This is a genomic window from Brucella sp. NBRC 113783 (genome assembly GCF_040372265.1).
Taxonomy (GTDB): domain Bacteria; phylum Pseudomonadota; class Alphaproteobacteria; order Rhizobiales; family Rhizobiaceae; genus Brucella; species Brucella teleogrylli.
In genome coordinates this window covers 298064-317736 of the sequence record NZ_BAABRX010000001.1, presented here as the reverse complement: position 1 = coordinate 317736, position 19673 = coordinate 298064, and the positions used below count along the sequence as shown (strand labels likewise).

Below are 19673 nucleotides of genomic sequence, written 5' to 3'. Positions count from 1 at the left end.
TATCAATCGAAGGCTTCACCGGGATAAACACCCCATAGCTCCGACTGCTTGATCCAGCCGCGCACGCCGCTGACATCCATGCGGCACCATTGACCGGTGCACTGGCGCACGGTGCCGACAACACCCGGTTCGATATCGGCAGCGACTTCTGCCGTATCATTGGCATCGCGGCGCATGGTGATCATCTTGCCCTGGTCGTTCTTCAGCCAGGGCGCGGTGATCGCTGTGCGCTTGCCGGACAGGAGCGACTGGTAGACCCAGCCTTCTGTGCCGTCGGCATCGCGGATACGCCGCCAGTTGTCATATTCCTGAATGATCTCGACCGGCAGCCCGGCCTTCATGAACAGCCAAGACACCGGATAGTCGCGCCCCGGCCCGATGCGCAGGTTGACGCGTGCCGGTTTGAGGCTGACGAAGCGCGGCACAGGCAGTCCGCTTGCGCCCGTGGCGGTGCCAGTTGCTTCCGTTTCGGCTGCATGCGCGCTGATCGGCGCTGCCGCGAACAGCAGCCCCAGACACGCCGCAAAGGCCATGAAAAAGCGCTTTACCGAGATGCTCTGAGCCAAAAACCTTTGGGGAAGTACTCTATTCACTGCGCCTCTCGCCGTCCTGTTCTTTACTCAAGACGGTCATGCCTTCAGCGGAAGCGTAAAACGGCGGGGGCTGTCCGGCATCGCGACCGTCTTGTTTATCGGTCCTGTTTTTCTTTGTCTTTGCCCCGCCGCCTTGATAGAGATGAGCAGCCGAAGCAATATCCCATATTGCACCTTCTTGGTTAAGGAGGTCTCAACATGAAGCTTCAGCACAGAAGTTCGCCCGGAAGCGGGCTTAGAAAACGGGGTGGAGATGTCGAACAAAAAGAAGCCGCTGGTCGTTCTTACGAGAAAACTGCCGGACCCGGTGGAAACCCGAATGCGGGAATTGTTCGATGCACGTCTCAATATAGACGACCACCGTATGACCCAGCCGGAAATCATCGCCGCGCTGAAAGAGGCCGATGTTCTCGTGCCCTGCATCACCGATGTGATCGACGCCGCCGCCATTGAACAGGCGGGACCCAATCTCAAGCTGATCGCCAATTTCGGCAATGGCGTCGATAATATCGATGTAGCCGCCGCTGCAAAGCGCGGCATTACCGTAACCAACACGCCGAATGTGCTCACCGAAGATACCGCCGACATGACGCTGGCGCTGCTTCTGTCGGCCCCGCGCCGCCTTGTCGAAGGCGCGAATGTGCTGAACGAGCGCGATGGCAAATGGCCGGGCTGGTCGCCGACATGGATGCTCGGACGCCGCATCTGGGGCAAGCGCCTCGGCATTGTCGGCATGGGCCGCATCGGCACCGCCGTGGCGCGTCGCGCCAAGGCTTTCGGCTTGTCGATCCATTATCACAATCGCAAACGCGTCAGCCCGCAGGTCGAGGAAGAGCTGGAAGCGACCTATTGGGACAGCCTCGACCAGATGCTGGCCCGCATGGACATTATCTCGGTCAATTGCCCTTCGACGCCGGCCACATTTCATCTGCTCTCGGCCCGTCGCATCGCGCTGATGCAGCCGACGGCCTATCTGGTCAACACGGCGCGGGGCCAGATCATCGATGAAAACGCCTTGATCGATCTGATCGAGCAAGGCCGCATCGCCGGTGCCGGGCTGGACGTGTTCGAGAACGAACCTGCGGTCAATCCGCGCCTGCTGGCGCTTGCCGAAAAGGGCAAGGTCGTGCTGCTGCCACATATGGGTTCAGCCACGATTGAAGGCCGCATCGATATGGGTGACAAGGTCATCATCAATATCAAGGCCTTCGTCGACGGACACCGGACGCCGGATCGGGTTCTTCCAAACCGGGTTTAAGTTCGGCTGTTCGTTTTTCCATCAATGAATTTCAGAACCGTGTGGGCGTAAAGCCGGGGATTTTCCACCGGCACGCCGTGGCCGGAATCAGGCAGGATAATCAGTTCTGCACCGGGAATCTGGCTGGCGATGAATTCCGTATGTTCGCGCGTGACGGCTGTATCGTGATCGCCGATCACGATGGCGGTGCGCACCTTTATCTGTGACAGGTCTTCATCGGTATAGTTCGGTTCATTCGCCCAGAGCGCATGAATTTCCTTGTCGATGCTTTCGTAGTGGCGAAGTTCAGGGATGGGCCGACCCTCGGCCATCGCTTCGATATAGCCGGTATTGCCCTCAGGTGAGACATTGGCAGCCTGCGCGAACAGGCTGTTCAGGCGCTCAGGGTAACGCATGGCGATATCGAGCCCGATAATGCCGCCATCGCTCCAGCCCACCAGATCGACCTTGTCGATATGCAGAAAGTCCATGAGCGCCACATAATCGTCAGCCATCAGGCCATAAGTCAGCGGTTCAGTCGTGCGGGTGGAACGCCCCTGCCCGCGACTGTCGGCGACGATCACCGTATGATGACGCGCCAATATCGGCAGTTGCGCATCCCAGACATGCTGGTCGGACAGACCGCCCGGTATCAGCAGGATCGGCGGTCCCTTACCGACGATCCGGTAATACATTTCGATACCGTTGACTTCGGCAAAGGCGGCTGGCGAAGCGGGAATGGTCACGCGCGCTATCCTTTCGGATGAAACCGCTGAAGGGATGAGGACAGCAAGACCAAGCGCCATGGCGACAAAGCCTGCACCTTGAAACATCCTGTTTCCCGTCATCGGCCCGACCTTTCATGGACCTGTTTAAAGCAGTCGCTGCGCAATCAGGGTCTGCGGATCAGCGTCGGCAGATCATAGAGATAAGCGATGCGCTTGATCGCATCCTGCAACGGTTCCAGCGTCACGGTCATGGTGTGACCGCTCGCATGGATCAGCATGTCGGGCGCAGCGCAGATCGCGACATGCCCCTTCCAGAAAACAAGATCGCCACGCTGGAGATTGGAATAATCCGCATTCGGCTCCACCACCGTGCCCAGCGTATTTTGCTGCATGTCGGAATCGCGCAGAACCTTGCGGCCCGCGACCCACATGGCAAGCTGAACCAGACCGGAACAATCAATGCCGAAGCCGGACGTGCCGCCCCAAAGATAGGGCGTATGCAACAGCGTTTCCGCCACGGCCACATAGTCGGCAGCGTGTTCGCCGATTGGCGCCAGATGGCTTGCAATCATCGCCTCGCCGCTTTCCAGCACGGCATAAGGAGTGCCGCGCGTTTCGGCAGCGCCCACGATCCGCACGCGTGAACCAAGCGACAGCGCCTGTGTGTGCGGAAAACGCAAATCGGAGCCGGGATAGACAAAGGTTCGCGGCACGATGACCATATGGGTGGCTTCGCCCTGCGGTTTTTCGATGAACGACGCCGAGACATAACCCGTATAACCGTCACGCTCGGCCTGCACCCAACACCAGCCGTCCATTTCCTCGAAAACGCGCACCGTGTCGCCAAAAATGATCTGGGTCTGGGGTCCGCTGTCCGGGCGCGGCTGCGACCGGAGATCAACCACCGGCGCGGTCACCTGCATTTCGGTTCCGGCTATAAAGCGGGCCGCCTGCACCCGGTCGTTCAATCGCTCATCGGCGAGATCGGCGCGATAGGCATTGAGGCGGCGGTCGAGCGTGGTCACATCGGAACTCATGGGCAGACACTCATAAAGGTAACTCTCTGGCTTTGGCGATCACCAGATCGCCCAGTCGTTCAACATAAAGCGCACCGGCGACGGTTCTCTTAACTAGCACATTTCGCCGGTCTTTTTCATCACGATGACGGGATAGAAGGTCGAGCGTACCCATCGTGTCGAGCGCGCGCGTGACCACCGGCTTGGTGACATCCAGTTTTGCCGCAAGCCCCCGCACCGTATGCGGCGGCGGCTCCAGATAGATTGTCAGAAGAATAGCGGTCTGCCGCGTCGTGAGATCTGGCATCTCGTCACGTATCTGCCCAAGCGACAGGGTCTTCAGCAATGTCAGTGCCTGTATCGGCTTCATCTCAACCGGCATCCGCTATCCTCTACACCAAGGATTGTTTCGGAACCGTTTTATTCAACCCGCTTTCGCTGTTTCTGGCAAGAACTTTATGGCAGCTAACAAAAAAGCGGCCGAAGCCGCTTATCAGTAATCCGTCAGGATCGAACTGTCACTGCGTCTTGCGACGGAGGCGAACGATAATGTCCACATTGACGATTTCCATGCCTTCCGGTGCGTCGGGCATATTGGCAACCGTCGGCTGGCCGCGTTCGCCATGCGGAATATCGAACACGACATTTTCCCCTTCGAGGAAAAAGTGCTGATGGTCCGAAATATTCGTGTCGAAATAGGTCTTGGAGCCTTCCACCGCGATGATGCGGAGCATTCCGGCTTCCGTGAACTGGTGCAATGTGTTGTAAACGGTAGCGAGAGACACCGGCACATCCGCCATGACCGCCTGTTCGTGGAGGTCTTCAGCGGACAGGTGGCGATCACCTTGCGAAAAAATCAGACTGGCAAGCGCAACGCGCTGGCGCGTCGGACGCAGGCCGCAATCGCGGAGCCGTTCTTCCATAGAGACCGTCGAGTGGGTATGTGTAGACTGCATATTCACCGCTGGTTCCGTTACAAGCTTGTAGCAAATTCGTCAAAGATTGAACGGGCTGTTGCCCATTGCATACTGACATTGATATATGCCGTTGCGAAATAAGTATCAATAGGCTTGGAGTTTGCCCGTTTTTTCGGGAAAATCCATTGCATATTTTTATGGTCGCTAAGGTTTTGTACGGGAACCAGTCTGTGATAGGGGTGTTCCGACTTAACGACCAGAAAGAGATAGAGCGGTTTGGGCGTTTGCGCTAAAACCGTTCCGAATGACAACCGGGCCGGATTGCCGGCCGATAGCGAATAAACCTCAAGGGAGGCGAAATGGCAGAACAGAAATCAAGCTACGGGTATGAAGAACTCCTCAGCTGCGGGCGCGGCGAGATGTTCGGCCCCGGCAATGCCCAGCTTCCCCTGCCGCCAATGCTGATGGTGCACCGCATCACCGATATTTCCGAAACCGGTGGAGAGTTCGGCAAGGGTTATATCCGCGCCGAATACGACGTGCGCCCTGACGACTGGTATTTTCCATGCCATTTCCAGGGCAACCCGATCATGCCGGGCTGCCTCGGCCTTGACGGCATGTGGCAGCTGACCGGCTTCTTCCTTGGCTGGCTCGGCGAACCGGGCCGCGGCATGGCGCTTTCGACCGGCGAAGTGAAATTCAAGGGCATGGTGCGCCCGCACACCAAGCTTCTCGAATATGGCATCGACTTCAAGCGCGTCATGCGCGGACGTCTTGTGCTCGGCACCGCCGATGGCTGGCTGAAAGCCGATGGCGAAACCATTTACAAGGCCACCGATCTGCGCGTCGGCCTTTCAAGGGAAGGCGACGGACAATAATCGTCTGAACCAACCATTATTCACGGGCGCGACGGCAAAAACGAACAGTTTTTATGCGGTCGCGCTCAAAACATGCGAAGATCGCACCTATGTAACGGCGACGAGGCAGTCTTGACCCAAGCGACTGCCGCTCGACGAGCAAAGGTGTAAAGGAGAACGCGATGCGGCGTGTGGTCGTAACGGGTATGGGGATCGTATCCTCGATTGGCAACAACACCGAAGAGGTGACGGCCTCGCTGCGCGAAGCCAAATCCGGCATCTCGCGTGCGGAAGAATATGCCGAACTGGGTTTCCGCTGCCAGGTGCACGGCGCACCGAAGATCGATGTCGAATCCCTCGTGGACCGTCGCGCCATGCGCTTCCACGGTCGCGGCACCGCCTGGAATCACATCGCCATGGATCAGGCGATTGCCGATGCTGGTCTTTCGGAAGACGAAGTCTCCAACGACCGCACCGGCATCATCATGGGTTCGGGCGGTCCTTCCACCCGCACCATCGTTGATTCCGCTGATATCACCCGTGAAAAGGGCCCGAAGCGCGTCGGTCCGTTCGCCGTGCCGAAGGCCATGAGCTCGACGGCGTCCGCGACGCTGGCGACCTTCTTCAAGATCAAGGGCATCAACTATTCGATCTCTTCGGCCTGCGCGACATCCAACCATTGCATCGGCAATGCGTTCGAGATGATCCAGTATGGCAAGCAGGACCGCATGTTTGCGGGCGGCTGCGAAGATCTCGACTGGACGCTTTCGGTGCTATTCGACGCCATGGGCGCGATGGCGACCAAGTATAACGACACGCCTGCCACCGCATCACGCGCTTATGACAAGAACCGCGACGGCTTTGTGATTGCAGGCGGCGCTGGCGTTCTGGTGCTGGAAGATCTCGAAACCGCGCTTGCGCGCGGCGCCAAGATCTATGGCGAAATCGTCGGCTATGGCGCAACGTCTGACGGCTACGACATGGTCGCTCCATCCGGCGAAGGCGCGATCCGCTGCATGAAGATGGCGCTTTCGACCGTCAAGACCAAGATCGACTACATCAACCCGCACGCAACCTCTACGCCTGCTGGTGATGCGCCGGAAATCGACGCCATCCGTCAGGTGTTCGGCTCGGGCGACGCCTGCCCGCCGATTGCCGCGACCAAGTCGCTGACCGGCCATTCGCTGGGCGCAACGGGCGTGCAGGAAGCGATCTATTCGCTTTTGATGATGCAGAATAATTTCATTTGCGAAAGCGCGCATATCGAAGAATTGGACCCTGCCTTCGCGGACATGCCTATCGTCCGCAAGCGCATCGATAATGCTCAGCTCAATACCGTGCTCTCCAACTCCTTCGGGTTTGGCGGCACCAATGCGACGCTGGTTTTCCAGCGCTACCAGAGCTGAGGGAGAGGGGAATATGGAAGGTTTGATGCAAGGAAAACGCGGCCTCATCATGGGGGTCGCGAATAATCATTCTCTGGCATGGGGCATCTCGAAGCAACTGGCCGCACAGGGCGCAGAACTCGCTTTCACCTATCAGGGCGATGCGCTGGGCAAGCGCGTGAAGCCGCTGGCCGAACAGGTCGGCTCGGACCTCGTCCTGCCCTGCGATGTCGAAGACATTTCTACGGTCGATGCGGTTTTTGCCGAAATCGAGAAGAAGTGGGGCAAGCTCGATTTCATCGTTCACGCCATCGGTTTTTCCGACAAGACCGAACTGAAGGGCCGTTACGCAGACGTCACCACGCGCGATAATTTCAGCCGGACCATGGTGATTTCCGCCTACTCCTTCACGGAAATGGCGCAGCGCGCTGAAAGGCTGATGAAGGACGGCGGTTCGATCCTGACGCTGACCTATGGCGGCTCGACCCGCACGATCCCGAACTACAACGTTATGGGCGTTGCCAAGGCGGCGCTTGAAGCCATGGTTCGCTATCTGGCTGCCGATTACGGCCCGCAGGGCATCCGCGTCAACGCTATTTCGGCTGGCCCGGTGCGCACGCTGGCCGGTGCTGGCATCGGCGATGCGCGCGCGATCTTCAGCTATCAGCGCCGCAATTCGCCGCTACGCCGCACTGTTGATATTGACGATGTCGGCAAATCGGCAGTCTATCTGCTGTCCGATCTGTCGAGCGGCGTGACTGGCGAAATCCATTATGTGGATTCCGGCTACAACATCGTTTCAATGCCGACGCTGGAAGAGCTGAAAAGCTCCGACGCCGAACGCGGCGAATAAGTATTCCGGAAACAAAAAAGCCGCCCTTCGGGGCGGCTTTTTTGCTTCACTTCTTCGCATCGAAGATTTTGAAACCGTCTGCTTCTTCCAGTGTCGTCACCGACTTGAACAGGCCCTTGAGGGTCACCTCATAGGGTAGCTGCCGGTTGGCGACCATCAGCAGGCGACCGCCCGGCTTCAGCCGCGACGCTGCAGCCGAGATAAAGCTCTGGCCAAGCGAAACATCCGTCACGCGCCCTTCATGGAACGGCGGGTTCATGATGACGGTATCGTAGATGCCGGTCACCTTCTCGCTGGTAATATCGAACCAGTTGAAGGAAATCGGCACCGAAGCGCGCAAGCGCTCCAAATTGCCGCGTGCGGCCTCCAGCGCCTCATAATCCGCCTCGAACAGATCGATGGACTTGATGCGGTCGGCATATTTCAAGCTCTGCGCTGCGAGATAACCCCAGCCCGCGCCAAAATCCGCTACATTGCCGAACACGATCTTTTCCATATGCGGGACCAACAGCGCCGAGCCCTTGTCGATGGCGCCGTGCGAAAACATGCCCGGTTCGGTGCGGAACACATCATCAATTGCGCTTTCCAGCGGGCGCAGCGCCGCGATGAAGTCGTCGTCCAGATCGGCGGGACGCTGCAGCCAGAAGGCCACCGCGTGGTTCTTTGACATCCGGTCGCTGATTTCGGCGATATTGCCCACCCATTTGCGGAAACTATCGACGCCAAGCTTCTTGTCCCCGCAAACGACGATCCACCCGCCCGGCTGAACACGCGCCAAAAGCTCGGAGAACCACGCCTCGTTGCGTCCACGGTGTTTTCCGAGCAGGAGTAGCCCGCCGTTAAAACGGCTCTCTGTGGCCAATCTCGGCTCTGCGCGAAAGCCTTCCTTGCCCAGCCCCAGAAAATCTGGACGCCATGGTTGCAGGCAAGTCAGGATCTGCTTCCATTCAGGATCGAGAAGCCGGTCGGCGGAAAGGCCGCATGCGAGAAAGGATTGCCCATCTTCGGGCGTATCGAGAATGCCCTGCTCGAAGGGAAGGAAGAGTGTTTTCTGTGCCGGTGTCATCATGATCGTTCTTTAACCCGCAAGATCGCATCCGAAAAGTCCGCGCGACCCCTATGATTCCCGTGAAACAACAAAAAAGCGCGCCCGAGGGCGCGCTTTCAGATTTCATAAGCGATGCAGGGCTTATTCAGCGTCTGCCTCTGCCTTCTTTTCAGCAACGACTTCCTTGCCGGTTTCCTGATCGACGACCTTCATCGACAGGCGAACCTTGCCACGTTCGTCGAACCCCATGAGCTTGACCCAGACCTTCTGGCCTTCCTTGACCACATCGGTGGTCTTGGCAACGCGGTCGGCAGCCAGCTGCGAGATGTGAACCAGACCGTCACGCGGGCCGAAGAAGTTCACGAAAGCGCCGAAGTCGGCGGTCTTGACGACCGTGCCTTCGTAAATTTCGCCGACTTCCGGCTCAGCAACAATCGAGTGAATCCACTTCTTGGCGGCTTCGATTTCCTTGCCGTTCGACGAAGCGATCTTCACCGTGCCGTCGTCTTCGATGTTGATCTTGGCACCGGTCTTTTCCACGATTTCGCGGATGACCTTGCCGCCCGAACCGATAACATCACGGATCTTGTCAGTCGGGATGTTCATCACTTCGATGCGCGGAGCGAATTCGCCGAGTTCTTCACGCGACGTGGACAGAGCCTTGCTCATTTCGCCGAGAATATGAATGCGACCACCCTTGGCCTGCTCCAGAGCGACCTTCATGATCTCTTCGGTGATACCGTCGATCTTGATGTCCATCTGAAGTGCGGTGATGCCGTTTTCAGTACCGGCAACCTTGAAGTCCATGTCGCCGAGGTGATCTTCATCGCCGAGAATATCGGAAAGAACAGCATAACGCTCGCCTTCCTTGATCAGGCCCATGGCGATACCGGCAACCGGACGTGCAAGCGGAACGCCGGCGTCCATCAGAGCGAGCGAGGTGCCGCAAACGGTCGCCATCGAGGAGGAACCGTTGGATTCGGTGATCTCGGAAACCGAACGGATCGTGTAAGGGAACTGTTCGGCAGCTGGCAGCATCGGGTGGATAGCGCGCCATGCGAGCTTGCCATGACCAACTTCACGACGGCCCGGCGAACCCATACGGCCGGTTTCACCAACCGAATATGGCGGGAAGTTGTAGTGCAGCATGAAGGATTCTTTGTACGTACCGGTCAGAGAATCGATCATCTGTTCGTCTTCGCCGGTGCCGAGCGTGGCAACAACGATTGCCTGCGTTTCGCCGCGGGTGAACAGCGCCGAGCCGTGGGTGCGCGGCAGAAGGCCAACTTCCGAGACGATTGCACGAACGGTCTTCAGGTCGCGGCCATCGATACGGTTGCCCGTGTCGAGAATGTTCCAGCGAACGATCTTCGCCTGCAGGTGCTTGAAGACAGTCGCAAAGCTTTCAGCCGAGAATTCCGGTTCTTCAACGCCTTCAGGGAAGAAGTGAGCCTTCGCCTTGGCCTTTGCAGCGTCAACAGCAACGTAACGAGCCTGCTTTTCGGTGATCTTGTAAGCGTCGCGCAGGTCGTTCTCCACAACGGCCAGCATCTTGGCTTCGAGGTCCGACAGGTCTTCCGGCTGGAAGTCGCGCGGTTCCTTGGCAGCAACTTCAGCAAGCTTGATGATCGCGTCGATCACCGGCTGGAAGCTCTTCTGGCCGAAAACGACGGCGCCGAGCATGACTTCTTCGGAAAGTTCCTGCGCTTCCGATTCAACCATCAGCACGGCATCAGCCGTACCGGCAACAACCAGATCGAGCTTCGATTCCGGCATTTCGTCGATATTCGGGTTCAGAACATATTCGCCGTTGATGTAACCAACGCGCGCACCACCGATCGGGCCCATGAAAGGAACGCCGGAAAGGGTCAGTGCTGCGGAAGCTGCAACCATCGACAGGACGTCGGGGTTGTTTTCGAGATCGTGCTGAACAACGGTCAGAACAACCTGCGTGTCGTTCTTGTAGCCATCGACGAAGAGCGGACGGATCGGACGGTCGATCAGGCGCGAAACGAGGGTTTCGTTTTCGCTCGGACGACCTTCACGCTTGAAGAAACCGCCCGGGATCTTGCCGGCAGCATAGGTCTTTTCCTGATAATTGACCGTCAGCGGGAAGAAATCCTGACCAGGCTTCGGTTCCTTGGCAGAAACGACAGTCGCCAGAACGACGGTTTCGCCATAGGTTGCGAGAACTGCACCGTCAGCCTGACGCGCGATCTTGCCGGTTTCGAGCGTGAGCGGACGACCGCCCCATTCGATTTCCACTTTGTGGGTATTGAACATATCTTGTCCTCATAGGGAGACGCCGCGCCAGGCGCTAAGGCATCTCCGTGGTTGGTGGACGGGCCACGGGCAAGACAACGGGGAGCTCGGGGGAGAGCGAACTACCTGCAATCCTGCCCCATGACTGGTCCATGTCATGAGCCTTTTCGGCTCTCGGGCAACCCGATCCGGCCTTGTTTCGTGCGGGGCGGGAAATAAGGGCATATGCCCTATTCTCTGTTTCTCCGCATTACCCTACGCAAACCGCTTCGCGCTCTTGTTGGGAATGCTTTAAAAATCAAACGGGCGACGTTCATCACGTCGCCCGATTTACCGTTAACGGCGCAGGCCGAGACGGCTGATCAGCGCCTGGTAGCGCGCTGCGTCCACGCCTTTGACATAGTCAAGAAGACGGCGGCGCTGCGAAACCAGCTTCAAAAGGCCGCGACGCGAATGATTGTCATTCTTGTGGCCCTTGAAGTGTTCGGTGAGGTTGGCGATACGCTCGGAAAGAACGGCAACCTGAACTTCAGGAGAACCGGTGTCACCTTCCTTGGTGGCGTATTCCTTGATAAGTGCTTGCTTGCGCTCAGCAGTAATCGACATCGTAAACCCTTTCTTGATGAGAGGAAAAACAGACGCCCAGGCCGGGATGTCGTCCAGCGCGGGCCAACTTACACGATCTGATCTGCATTTCTGCGGGATCGCTGTTGGGGCATATAGTGCAAAAACGGCAAGAATACCAGCATCAAATACGCCCCGGCAGTTGCGAGGACTTTTTAGGTAGCAGTGAAAACTCGCTTCGGCTTGAACTGACCATGCTCGATATAGCCGATGGCTAGCAGTTTTCCGCGTGCCGTGACGCACGCTTCGTCCGCTTCCAGCGGGGCATCGCGACCACGCAGGATAACCGGATTGCCGAGGCGAACGCGCTGCGCCTGATCGTCGGTCAGCGGCACCTGCGGCAGACAATCGAGCGCAGCGCCCGTATCGATCACCAGAGCATCAAGGCCCGAGAAATCGCGGCGCGGCGCGGGTTCGAGCACATTGCCATCCTCGTCTTTCGGCGGCAGCGGCGGCCAGACGGCTTCCAGTTCCGAGAGCGTGACAAAGTCTTCTTCCGTGAACGGCGCGACTTCGATGCGGCGCAGTTCGGAAATATGACCAAAGCAGCCAAGATCGCGGCCCATATCGCGCGCCAGTGAGCGCACATAGGTGCCCTTGGAGCACTCGACCTCGAACGAGGTGCGGTTGTCGTCGTGGAATTCGACGATTTCCAGACGGTCGATCTCGACTTCGCGTGCCGGAATCTCCACCGTTTCGCCTTCACGGGCGAGATCATAGGCGCGTTCACCGTCGATCTTGATGGCGGAGAACTGCGGCGGGATCTGCGAAATGAGGCCGGTATAGTTCGGCAGCAGGGCCTCAACTTTTTCACGCGACGGACGCTTGTCGGAGGTCTTGGTCGGCTGACCTTCAAGGTCGTCGGTCGAGCGTTCCTCGCCCCAGGTCACCGTGAAACGATAGACCTTGGTTCCGTCCATGACATAAGGCACGGTCTTGGTGGCTTCGCCCAGAGCAATCGGCAGCATGCCGGATGCGAGCGGGTCGAGTGTGCCGGCATGACCGGCCTTCTCGGCGTTGAACAGCCACTTGATCTTCGAGACCGCTTCGGTCGATCCCATACCTTTCGGCTTGTCGAAAATAACCCAACCGGAAACCGGACGGCCTTTTTTCTTACCCCGTCTTGCCATGCTTTATTTGTCTCCATTGCGGGAGGTTTCATCCTCGCCAGCGTCTTCATCGTTATGCGCAAGATCGCGCGCCACTTCCGGCGAACGCAGAAGTGCGTCGATCTTCGAAAAATTGTCGAAACTCGTGTCGGAGCGAAAGCGGAACTCCGGCATGTATTTCATCTGGCCAAGGACTGGCGCCATGCGTCCGCGAATGAATTTCGCGTTTGCGGCCAAAGCCTTGACGATAGACTGCGGGTCAACATTGCCAAGCGGCATGATGAAACAGGTGGCGATCTTCAGGTCGGGCGACATGCGCACTTCCGAAACGGAAATGACGGTGCGCTCGATCAGATCGTCACGGATTTCATTGCGCTGGAGCAATTGCGCCAATGCATGGCGCACCTGTTCGCCAACGCGAAGCTGGCGCTGCGAAAGACCGCCTGAGCCTTTTGGGTCCGGGGAACGTGCCATAGCTAAATCCTCGATGAACAGCCATCGACCGACGTTCAGCCTCTCAGGCTGTCCGACGACACGGCTTGAAAATTATGGGCGTAACTTACCACAATTCAGATGGGAGTCAGACCCTCGGAACCGGGCATTAGAGCGCGTTTCGATCTGAATGAATCACATCGGCGCTCAATGCTTTTCTATTTCAAGCATAATCTTTCCGATGCTCGTTTCACTCCGGTCAGATTAAGCTCTAAAAAGCCGGACCGCCCCTGTCGGACGGTCCGGCCAAAGCTATTAGAGCGTGCGCGTAATATGCTCGACGCGGAACGCTTCGATCGTGTCGCCTGCGCGAATGTCGTCGTAGTTTTCGAACGCCATACCGCATTCCTGGCCCATCGGCACTTCCGACACTTCGTCCTTGAAGCGCTTGAGCGTCTTGAGCTTGCCTTCGTGGATAACCACGTTGTCACGGATGAGGCGGACGCCTGCACCACGTTCGACCTTACCGTCAACGACACGGCAACCAGCAACCTTGCCGACCTTGGTGATGTTGAAGACTTCAAGAATCTCAGCGTTACCAATGAAGGTTTCACGGCGTTCTGGCGACAGAAGACCCGACATTGCTGCTTTAACATCTTCGATCAGATCGTAAATGATGTTGTAGTAGCGAATTTCGATGCCCTGCTGTTCGGCAGCGTCACGTGCCTGCTTGTTGGCGCGGACGTTGAAGCCGATGATCGCGGCATTGGAGGCTTCGGCCAGCGACACGTCGCTTTCCGTGATACCACCGGCGCCCGAATGCACGATGCGTGCACGCACTTCGTCGGTGCCGAGCTTGTCGAGAGCCGTCATGATTGCTTCGACCGAACCCTGCACGTCACCCTTGATGACGAGCGGGAATTCCTTCAGGCCATTGACCTGCAGCTGGCTCATCATCTGCTCGAGCGAACCGCGCGCGCCGGACTGGCGGGCAACGGCCTTGTCACGGGCCAGACGCTGACGATATTCGGCGATTTCACGCGCCTTGGCTTCATTGGCAACCACGGCAAAGCGGTCGCCCGCCTGCGGCGTGCCCTGAAGGCCCAGAACTTCAACCGGCATAGCAGGACCGGCTTCCTTCACATGCTCGCCATGGTCATTGACCAGTGCGCGCACGCGGCCCCATTCGCTACCGGCGACGAGAATGTCACCGGGATGCAGCGTACCGGTCTGAACCAGAACGGTTGCAACCGAACCACGGCCACGATCAAGCTGGGCTTCGATGACAACGCCTTCAGCCGTACGCTTCGGGTCTGCCTTGAGATCAAGGATTTCAGCCTGCAACAGAACTGCTTCCAGCAGCTTGTCGAGGTTGATCTTGTTCTTGGCCGACACTTCGACGTCGAGAACTTCACCGCCCATCGATTCCACGAAGACATCGTGCTGCAACAGGGCAGTACGAACCTTCTGCGGATCGGCAGTTGGCTTGTCGATCTTGTTGATCGCCACGATGATCGGAACACCAGCCGCCTTGGCATGGTTGATCGATTCAATCGTCTGCGGCATCACGCTATCGTCGGCAGCCACCACAAGGATGGCAATGTCGGTCGCCTGCGCACCACGGGCACGCATTGCGGTAAAGGCAGCGTGGCCCGGCGTATCGATGAAGGTGATCTTCTGGCCGTTCTGTTCGACCTGATAAGCACCGATATGCTGTGTGATACCACCGGCTTCACCCGACACCACATTGGCGTGACGGATTGCATCGAGCAGCGAGGTCTTGCCGTGATCGACGTGGCCCATGATGGTCACGACCGGAGGACGGGAAACCAGCGCAGCCTCGTTGTCGGCAACACCGAAGATGCCTTCTTCAACGTCCGATTCCGCAACGCGCTTGACGGTGTGGCCGAATTCTTCAGCAATGAGCTGCGCCATATCGGCATCGATCACATCGCCCGGCTTCATCATCTGGCCCTGCTTCATCAGGTACTTGATGATGTCGACCGAACGCTCGGTCATACGCTGTGCGAGTTCCTGAAGCGTAATGGTTTCAGGCACAGTCACTTCGCGAGAGATTTTCTCGCGCGTTTCCTGCATCTGCGAACGCTTGAACTTTTCCTGACGGCGACGCATGGCCGACAACGAACGCGAACGGCCTTCGTCTTCCAGATTGCTGGAGATCGTCAGCTTGCCGCGACGGCGATCGTCTTCCGTCTTGACCACCTTCGGCGCGCGCACTTCCGGCTTGGCCGCGGTGCCACGACGGGCTGCCATCGGGCTTCCGCCACGACGATCATCGTCATCGCCAGACTGGCCCGGCCTGCGAAGCTGGCTCTGCGGCAGCGGCTTGCCCGGTCCCGGAGCGGTTTCTGCAAGCGACGGAGCCGGACGCGGTGCACCCGACTGCGGACGATTGCCCTGCTGCGGACGGCCAGCGTGCTGCGGGCGGTTGCCCTGCGGTGCGCCACGCGAATCGTCGCGACGCTCGGTGCGCTGTTCGCCCCGTGCTTCCGGCTGCGGAACGCGCTTGGCAGCTTCTTCTTCTGCCTTGCGGCGTGCTTCGGCCTCAGCCTTGAGACGGGCTTCTTCCTCGGCCTGACGGCGTGCGGATTCTTCACGTTCCTTGGCGCGGCGCGCATCTTCTTCGGCGCGACGCTTGGCTTCTTCAACGGCGCGGGCGCGTTCTTCGACTTCACGCACCTGCGCTTCTTCAAGCGCACGGCGGCGTGCATCCATTTCGGAGCGCGACAGCGTGTTCAGCACCATGCCGGAGCGATCGGCAGGGCGCGGGCGCGGTGCCTGCTGATTGGGGCGCTGCTGCACCGGGCGCTGCAGTTGCTGTGCGACATGCGGCTTTGCAACCGGGGCCGCAGCAGCGGGTGCTGCCGGTGCCTTCGGCTGAGCCACGGGCGCGGCAGGGGCTGCTGCAGGCTTGGGAGCCGCTGCTTCCACTTCCGGCTTGTCGTCTGGCCGTGAGAACTTGCGCTTCTTGGTTTCAACGACGACAGCCTTGGTGCGGCCGTGGCTGAAATTCTGGCGCACGGTGCTCTGCTCGACGCCCGGCCGCTTCATGGTCAGGGTCTTCTTGGGGGTGACGCCCAGCGTCTTGTCGTCGTTTGTGTTATCGCTCATTACGTTCCGTTTCCTTCGCGGCTCCGGCCGCTCTACTCGAGCATTATCCAACGCGACCTGGTCGGGTTGGATAATGCTCCAGTCATCCACTTCTACGCCCAATCCGGTGTGAGACCTGCCAGCCTCCGGGATTACGCTCTAATTCGAATTCGTTGCGCTTTCACCGCGATAGCGATGCAGCAATTGCGCCCGCTGAACGAACCCGACAGCCGCCTTTCCTTCAAGCACGGCTGCATGTATCACATTTCCGCCCCCAAATGCCAAATCCATTTCTTCTCCCGTAAAAAGGGTGAAGGCCGGGATATCGGGGCCATCCAGATGCACCACGGCGCGCCTTGCCTGATCAAGCTTGCGCACGCCATCGGCTGCGGCTTCCTTGGTATGCAGCACCATGGCCGCCGCGCCCGTGCGGATCGCCTGATCCACCTTGGTCGAGCCGGTTACCACGGCGCCTGCCTTGCGCGCCAAAGCCAGACTGCCGAGAGCGGATTTCGTCAGCAGCTGGTCGACCAGCGCGCCAAGATCGTCCTGCGGCTTCACGCCTTCCTTCAGCGCCCGCGCAAAAAGCTTGCGCTTGATCGCTTCATCCACCAGACGGCGCTCGGCCTTGACCCAGCATCCCCTGCCTGGCAGGTTTCTTTTCAAGTCCGGCACGACGGAACCGTCTGGCCCTGCCACAAAGCGGATCATGTCATCGGCAGAACCGCTTTCGCGCGTGACGATACAGGTTCTGTCATTCATATCCTGCTCCACGCAAACTCCCGCTCTGCCATATACGGACTTGTACTCAACTTCAAAACTGGCAACGCTTCCGCCGTTATGTTCTCAAATCGGGCGGTTTGGAACCTCCCCGACATATCAAACGCAACGCGTGGCGCTGTACCAGAGCCGGGGCTTCGCCACAACCCGAAACGTGGTCCAAGGCCCACTGAAACCCGATCCGACTGACCGAATCCGGCAGATGAGACCCGTTTCCCCATCTCCGGGCGCAAAACCGCTGCGCAGTTTTGCTGGAGATGCTTGAAGCCGCACAGCTTACGCCTGAATTGCTTCAGACGTAAGAACCCATGCGGCTCCAGAACTTTCAGCGCTTCTTACGAAGCAGCTTCTTCTTCACCGGCTTCAGCCTCGACTTCCGCTTCGGCTTCTTCCTGAGCGGCTGCTGCCAGCTCTTCTTCCGTGATCCAGCCAGCCTTGAGGCGGGCAGTCAGGATCATCTGTTCGGCATCGACGCGCGAAACATCGAAGGACGAGAGAATGCCGCTATGAGCGACAGTGTCGCCATCCTTGCGCTCACGCCAGCCGACGAGATCGTCAACAGCGTAACCTGCAAAGTCTTCAATCGACTTCACACCGTCTTCACCGACAGCAACCAGCATGGCGGTGGTGAGGTTCGGCAGTTCACGCAGTTCGTCTTCGACGCCGAGTTCCTTGCGGCGCGCATCCAGTTCACCTTCGAGGCGATCCAGATATTCACGGGCACGCTGCTGGATTTCAGAAGCGGTATCGTCATCGAAACCGTCGATGGATGCGATTTCGCCCGGCTCGACATAAGCCAGTTCTTCAATCGAGGCGAAGCCTTCGGAAGCCAGAACCTGACCGACCATTTCGTCAACGTCGAGGGCTTCCATGAACAGGTTCGAACGCTCGGTGAATTCCTTCTGACGACGTTCGGACTCTTCGTCCTCCGTCAGAATGTCGATGTCCCAACCGGTGAGCTGCGATGCGAGGCGGACATTCTGGCCGCGACGACCGATCGCAAGTGATAGTTGGTCATTCGGGACGACAACTTCAATACGTTCCGCATCTTCGTCGAGAACAACCTTCGCAACTTCAGCGGGCTGAAGCGCGTTGACGATGAAGGAAGCCGCATCCGGCGACCACGGAATGATGTCGATCTTTTCGCCCTGCAGTTCAGCCACAACCGCCTGAACACGCGAACCACGCATACCAACGCAGGCACCGACCGGATCGATGGACGCATCGCGCGAAACCACGGCGATCTTGGCGCGCGAACCCGGATCACGGGCGACCGACTTGATCTCGATGATGCCGTCATAGATTTCCGGAACTTCCATGGTGAAGAGCTTCGCCATGAATTGCGGATGGGTGCGCGACAGGAAAATCTGCGGGCCGCGCTGTTCGCGACGCACGTCGTAAACATAAGCGCGGATACGGTCACCATAACGGAAGGCTTCACGCGGGATCAGTTCGTCACGGCGCACGATGGCTTCGCCACGGCCCAGATCGACAATCACATTGCCATATTCGACGCGCTTCACAGTGCCGTTGACGATTTCGCCCACGCGGTCCTTGTATTCGTCATACTGGCGGTCACGCTCGGCTTCGCGCACTTTCTGCACGATGACCTGCTTGGCGGACTGGGCAGCAATACGGCCGAAATCCATCGGCGGCAGCTGGTCAGCGATGAAGTCGCCGATCTGCGCATCCGGGTTGCGGTCGCGTGCGGTGAACAGCGAAATCTGCGTGGCGTAGTCTTCGACATTCTCGACCACTTCGAGCAGACGCTGAAGCTTGATCTCGCCCGACTTCGCATTGATGTCGGCGCGGATGTTGCTTTCCTGACCGTAACGCGAACGCGCTGCCTTCTGGATCGCATCGGCCATGGCCGCAAGAACGATCTCGCGGTCAATCGACTTCTCGCGTGCGACCGCATCGGCGATCTGCAGAAGCTCCAGCCTGTTAGCACTGACTGCCATAGGTCTCTCCTTGGTGTCGCACCCGGCTTCTCCTTGCGCCGAATGCCTGAAACTTTTTTCGTCGGCTTATTTCTTGTCAGCCGTATCTTCTGTCGGCGTCTCTTCCGGCGCATCGCCCAGATCGTCTCCGGGGATGCGGCCTTCACGAAGGGCCTTGTCCTTGCGCAGCGCATCGCGGATCAGATCGTCGGTGAGGACCAGACGCGCATCCGAAATCACATCGAAGGGAATGCGCACGACCGGTTCGTTGCCGTAGGACACCTGATCGCTTTCGATCACCACCGTCTCGGCATCGCCCAGCACGATACGACCGCGGAATTTCTTGCGGCCTTCATGCACGATAGAAGTCTCTACCTTGGCGATATGGCCTGCCCAGTCAGCAAAGTCCGACTTGCGCACCAGCGGACGATCGATGCCCGGCGACGAGATTTCCAGATGATATTTGCCGCTGATCGGATCTTCGACGTCGAGCACCGGCGCGACGGTACGGCTGACCAGCTCGCAATCGTCAACGGTCATCGTGCCATCGGGACGCTCGGCCATGATCTGCAAGGTCTGGCCATTGAGGCCGGAAAGACGCACGCGCACCAGACGGAAGCCGAGCGTATTGAGGACCGGCTCCACAATGCCTGCCACTTTCGCGTCGATGCCCGTTTCGCGAATGATGCGCTCATCCACAGCCACGATTGGCGTCTCTGCTTCGTTTGCCTGAACCTGTTCCGTCAACTCTGAACCTCTCGAAGGGGTCGAAAAACCTCTA

The 19673-nt window shown here is 58.5% G+C and carries 18 protein-coding genes; 4 read left to right on the top strand and 14 right to left on the bottom strand.

Going from position 1 to position 19673, the window contains the following annotated elements; all coding sequences use genetic code 11:
• Nucleotides 1-2: 2 nt before the first annotated feature.
• Nucleotides 3-533: an SH3 domain-containing protein gene (locus tag ABWW11_RS01505; protein WP_413464701.1), complete on the bottom strand. Its 531-nt coding sequence runs from the start codon at nucleotides 531-533 to the stop codon at nucleotides 3-5.
• Nucleotides 534-846: 313 nt separating this feature from the next.
• Here ABWW11_RS01505 and ABWW11_RS01500 point away from each other — a divergent pair, with 313 nt between their 5' ends.
• Nucleotides 847-1851, top strand: a complete 1005-nt coding sequence (locus tag ABWW11_RS01500; protein ID WP_109370120.1) for a 2-hydroxyacid dehydrogenase — start codon at nucleotides 847-849, stop codon at nucleotides 1849-1851.
• Here the strand turns inward: ABWW11_RS01500 and ABWW11_RS01495 are convergent.
• The 4 genes from ABWW11_RS01495 to irrA form a co-directional block, all read right to left on the bottom strand.
• Nucleotides 1848-2678, bottom strand: a complete 831-nt coding sequence (locus ABWW11_RS01495) for an alpha/beta fold hydrolase (protein WP_244597181.1) — start codon at nucleotides 2676-2678, stop codon at nucleotides 1848-1850. The genes ABWW11_RS01500 and ABWW11_RS01495 overlap by 4 nt on opposite strands.
• 44 nt (nucleotides 2679-2722) lie before the next feature.
• Nucleotides 2723-3595, bottom strand: coding sequence for a C40 family peptidase (locus tag ABWW11_RS01490; RefSeq protein ID WP_109370118.1), 873 nt, complete (start codon nucleotides 3593-3595; stop codon nucleotides 2723-2725).
• A gap of 10 nt (nucleotides 3596-3605) precedes the next feature.
• The gene (locus ABWW11_RS01485) at nucleotides 3606-3956 is read right to left on the bottom strand and encodes a MarR family transcriptional regulator (protein ID WP_109370117.1); all 351 of its coding nucleotides are present in this window, start codon (nucleotides 3954-3956) and stop codon (nucleotides 3606-3608) included.
• 136 nt (nucleotides 3957-4092) lie between these two features.
• A complete protein-coding gene (gene irrA, locus ABWW11_RS01480; protein WP_109370116.1) occupies nucleotides 4093-4530 on the bottom strand; it encodes an iron response transcriptional regulator IrrA in 438 nt (145 codons plus the stop codon).
• A gap of 320 nt (nucleotides 4531-4850) precedes the next feature.
• On the opposite strand from irrA, the gene fabA reads away from it, so the two are divergent.
• The 3 genes from fabA to fabI all read left to right on the top strand — a co-directional run bounded on the left by fabA (nucleotide 4851) and on the right by fabI (nucleotide 7586).
• Complete coding sequence (gene fabA, locus ABWW11_RS01475) at nucleotides 4851-5369, top strand: 3-hydroxyacyl-[acyl-carrier-protein] dehydratase FabA (protein WP_109370115.1); 519 nt, start codon at nucleotides 4851-4853, stop codon at nucleotides 5367-5369.
• A gap of 161 nt (nucleotides 5370-5530) precedes the next feature.
• A complete protein-coding gene (gene fabB, locus ABWW11_RS01470; protein WP_109370114.1) occupies nucleotides 5531-6754 on the top strand; it encodes a beta-ketoacyl-ACP synthase I in 1224 nt (407 codons plus the stop codon).
• A gap of 13 nt (nucleotides 6755-6767) precedes the next feature.
• Nucleotides 6768-7586 (top strand): enoyl-ACP reductase FabI, encoded by an 819-nt coding sequence (fabI, locus tag ABWW11_RS01465; RefSeq protein WP_109370113.1) that lies wholly within the window; start codon nucleotides 6768-6770, stop codon nucleotides 7584-7586.
• Between the two features lie 46 nt (nucleotides 7587-7632).
• On the opposite strand, the gene ABWW11_RS01460 is transcribed toward fabI, so the two are convergent.
• The 9 genes from ABWW11_RS01460 to rimP all read right to left on the bottom strand — a co-directional run bounded on the left by ABWW11_RS01460 (nucleotide 7633) and on the right by rimP (nucleotide 19639).
• Entirely contained in the window at nucleotides 7633-8655 is a 1023-nt protein-coding gene (locus tag ABWW11_RS01460) for a class I SAM-dependent methyltransferase (protein WP_319080584.1), read from the bottom strand.
• Nucleotides 8656-8775: 120 nt separating this feature from the next.
• The gene (gene pnp, locus ABWW11_RS01455; RefSeq protein ID WP_109370111.1) at nucleotides 8776-10917 is read right to left on the bottom strand and encodes a polyribonucleotide nucleotidyltransferase; all 2142 of its coding nucleotides are present in this window, start codon (nucleotides 10915-10917) and stop codon (nucleotides 8776-8778) included.
• 315 nt (nucleotides 10918-11232) lie between these two features.
• Complete coding sequence (gene rpsO / locus ABWW11_RS01450) at nucleotides 11233-11502, bottom strand: 30S ribosomal protein S15 (RefSeq protein ID WP_109370110.1); 270 nt, start codon at nucleotides 11500-11502, stop codon at nucleotides 11233-11235.
• Nucleotides 11503-11675: 173 nt separating this feature from the next.
• A complete protein-coding gene (gene truB / locus ABWW11_RS01445; protein ID WP_319080583.1) occupies nucleotides 11676-12650 on the bottom strand; it encodes a tRNA pseudouridine(55) synthase TruB in 975 nt (324 codons plus the stop codon).
• 3 nt (nucleotides 12651-12653) lie between these two features.
• Nucleotides 12654-13103 carry a 30S ribosome-binding factor RbfA gene (rbfA, locus tag ABWW11_RS01440; protein WP_109370108.1) on the bottom strand — a complete coding sequence of 150 codons (450 nt, stop codon included), beginning with the start codon at nucleotides 13101-13103 and terminating at the stop codon, nucleotides 12654-12656.
• Nucleotides 13104-13376: 273 nt separating this feature from the next.
• The gene (infB, locus tag ABWW11_RS01435) at nucleotides 13377-16193 is read right to left on the bottom strand and encodes a translation initiation factor IF-2 (RefSeq protein ID WP_109370107.1); all 2817 of its coding nucleotides are present in this window, start codon (nucleotides 16191-16193) and stop codon (nucleotides 13377-13379) included.
• A 138-nt stretch (nucleotides 16194-16331) separates the two neighbouring features.
• Nucleotides 16332-16934, bottom strand: a complete 603-nt coding sequence (locus ABWW11_RS01430) for an RNA-binding protein (RefSeq protein WP_109370106.1) — start codon at nucleotides 16932-16934, stop codon at nucleotides 16332-16334.
• A gap of 353 nt (nucleotides 16935-17287) precedes the next feature.
• Nucleotides 17288-18913 (bottom strand): transcription termination factor NusA, encoded by a 1626-nt coding sequence (gene nusA, locus ABWW11_RS01425; RefSeq protein ID WP_109370105.1) that lies wholly within the window; start codon nucleotides 18911-18913, stop codon nucleotides 17288-17290.
• A 66-nt stretch (nucleotides 18914-18979) separates the two neighbouring features.
• Complete coding sequence (gene rimP, locus ABWW11_RS01420; RefSeq protein WP_109370104.1) at nucleotides 18980-19639, bottom strand: ribosome maturation factor RimP; 660 nt, start codon at nucleotides 19637-19639, stop codon at nucleotides 18980-18982.
• Nucleotides 19640-19673: the final 34 nt, after the last annotated feature.

Coding starts and splice junctions, on each gene's coding strand:
- ABWW11_RS01505 (WP_413464701.1), bottom strand. CDS start 533: ATGGCCTTTGCGGCGTGTCTGGGGCTGCTGTTCGCGGCAGCGCCGATC.
- ABWW11_RS01500 (WP_109370120.1), top strand. CDS start 847: ATGTCGAACAAAAAGAAGCCGCTGGTCGTTCTTACGAGAAAACTGCCG.
- ABWW11_RS01495 (WP_244597181.1), bottom strand. CDS start 2,678: ATGACGGGAAACAGGATGTTTCAAGGTGCAGGCTTTGTCGCCATGGCG.
- ABWW11_RS01490 (WP_109370118.1), bottom strand. CDS start 3,595: ATGAGTTCCGATGTGACCACGCTCGACCGCCGCCTCAATGCCTATCGC.
- ABWW11_RS01485 (WP_109370117.1), bottom strand. CDS start 3,956: ATGCCGGTTGAGATGAAGCCGATACAGGCACTGACATTGCTGAAGACC.
- irrA (WP_109370116.1), bottom strand. CDS start 4,530: ATGCAGTCTACACATACCCACTCGACGGTCTCTATGGAAGAACGGCTC.
- fabA (WP_109370115.1), top strand. CDS start 4,851: ATGGCAGAACAGAAATCAAGCTACGGGTATGAAGAACTCCTCAGCTGC.
- fabB (WP_109370114.1), top strand. CDS start 5,531: ATGCGGCGTGTGGTCGTAACGGGTATGGGGATCGTATCCTCGATTGGC.
- fabI (WP_109370113.1), top strand. CDS start 6,768: ATGGAAGGTTTGATGCAAGGAAAACGCGGCCTCATCATGGGGGTCGCG.
- ABWW11_RS01460 (WP_319080584.1), bottom strand. CDS start 8,655: ATGATGACACCGGCACAGAAAACACTCTTCCTTCCCTTCGAGCAGGGC.
- pnp (WP_109370111.1), bottom strand. CDS start 10,917: ATGTTCAATACCCACAAAGTGGAAATCGAATGGGGCGGTCGTCCGCTC.
- rpsO (WP_109370110.1), bottom strand. CDS start 11,502: ATGTCGATTACTGCTGAGCGCAAGCAAGCACTTATCAAGGAATACGCC.
- truB (WP_319080583.1), bottom strand. CDS start 12,650: ATGGCAAGACGGGGTAAGAAAAAAGGCCGTCCGGTTTCCGGTTGGGTT.
- rbfA (WP_109370108.1), bottom strand. CDS start 13,103: ATGGCACGTTCCCCGGACCCAAAAGGCTCAGGCGGTCTTTCGCAGCGC.
- infB (WP_109370107.1), bottom strand. CDS start 16,193: ATGAGCGATAACACAAACGACGACAAGACGCTGGGCGTCACCCCCAAG.
- ABWW11_RS01430 (WP_109370106.1), bottom strand. CDS start 16,934: ATGAATGACAGAACCTGTATCGTCACGCGCGAAAGCGGTTCTGCCGAT.
- nusA (WP_109370105.1), bottom strand. CDS start 18,913: ATGGCAGTCAGTGCTAACAGGCTGGAGCTTCTGCAGATCGCCGATGCG.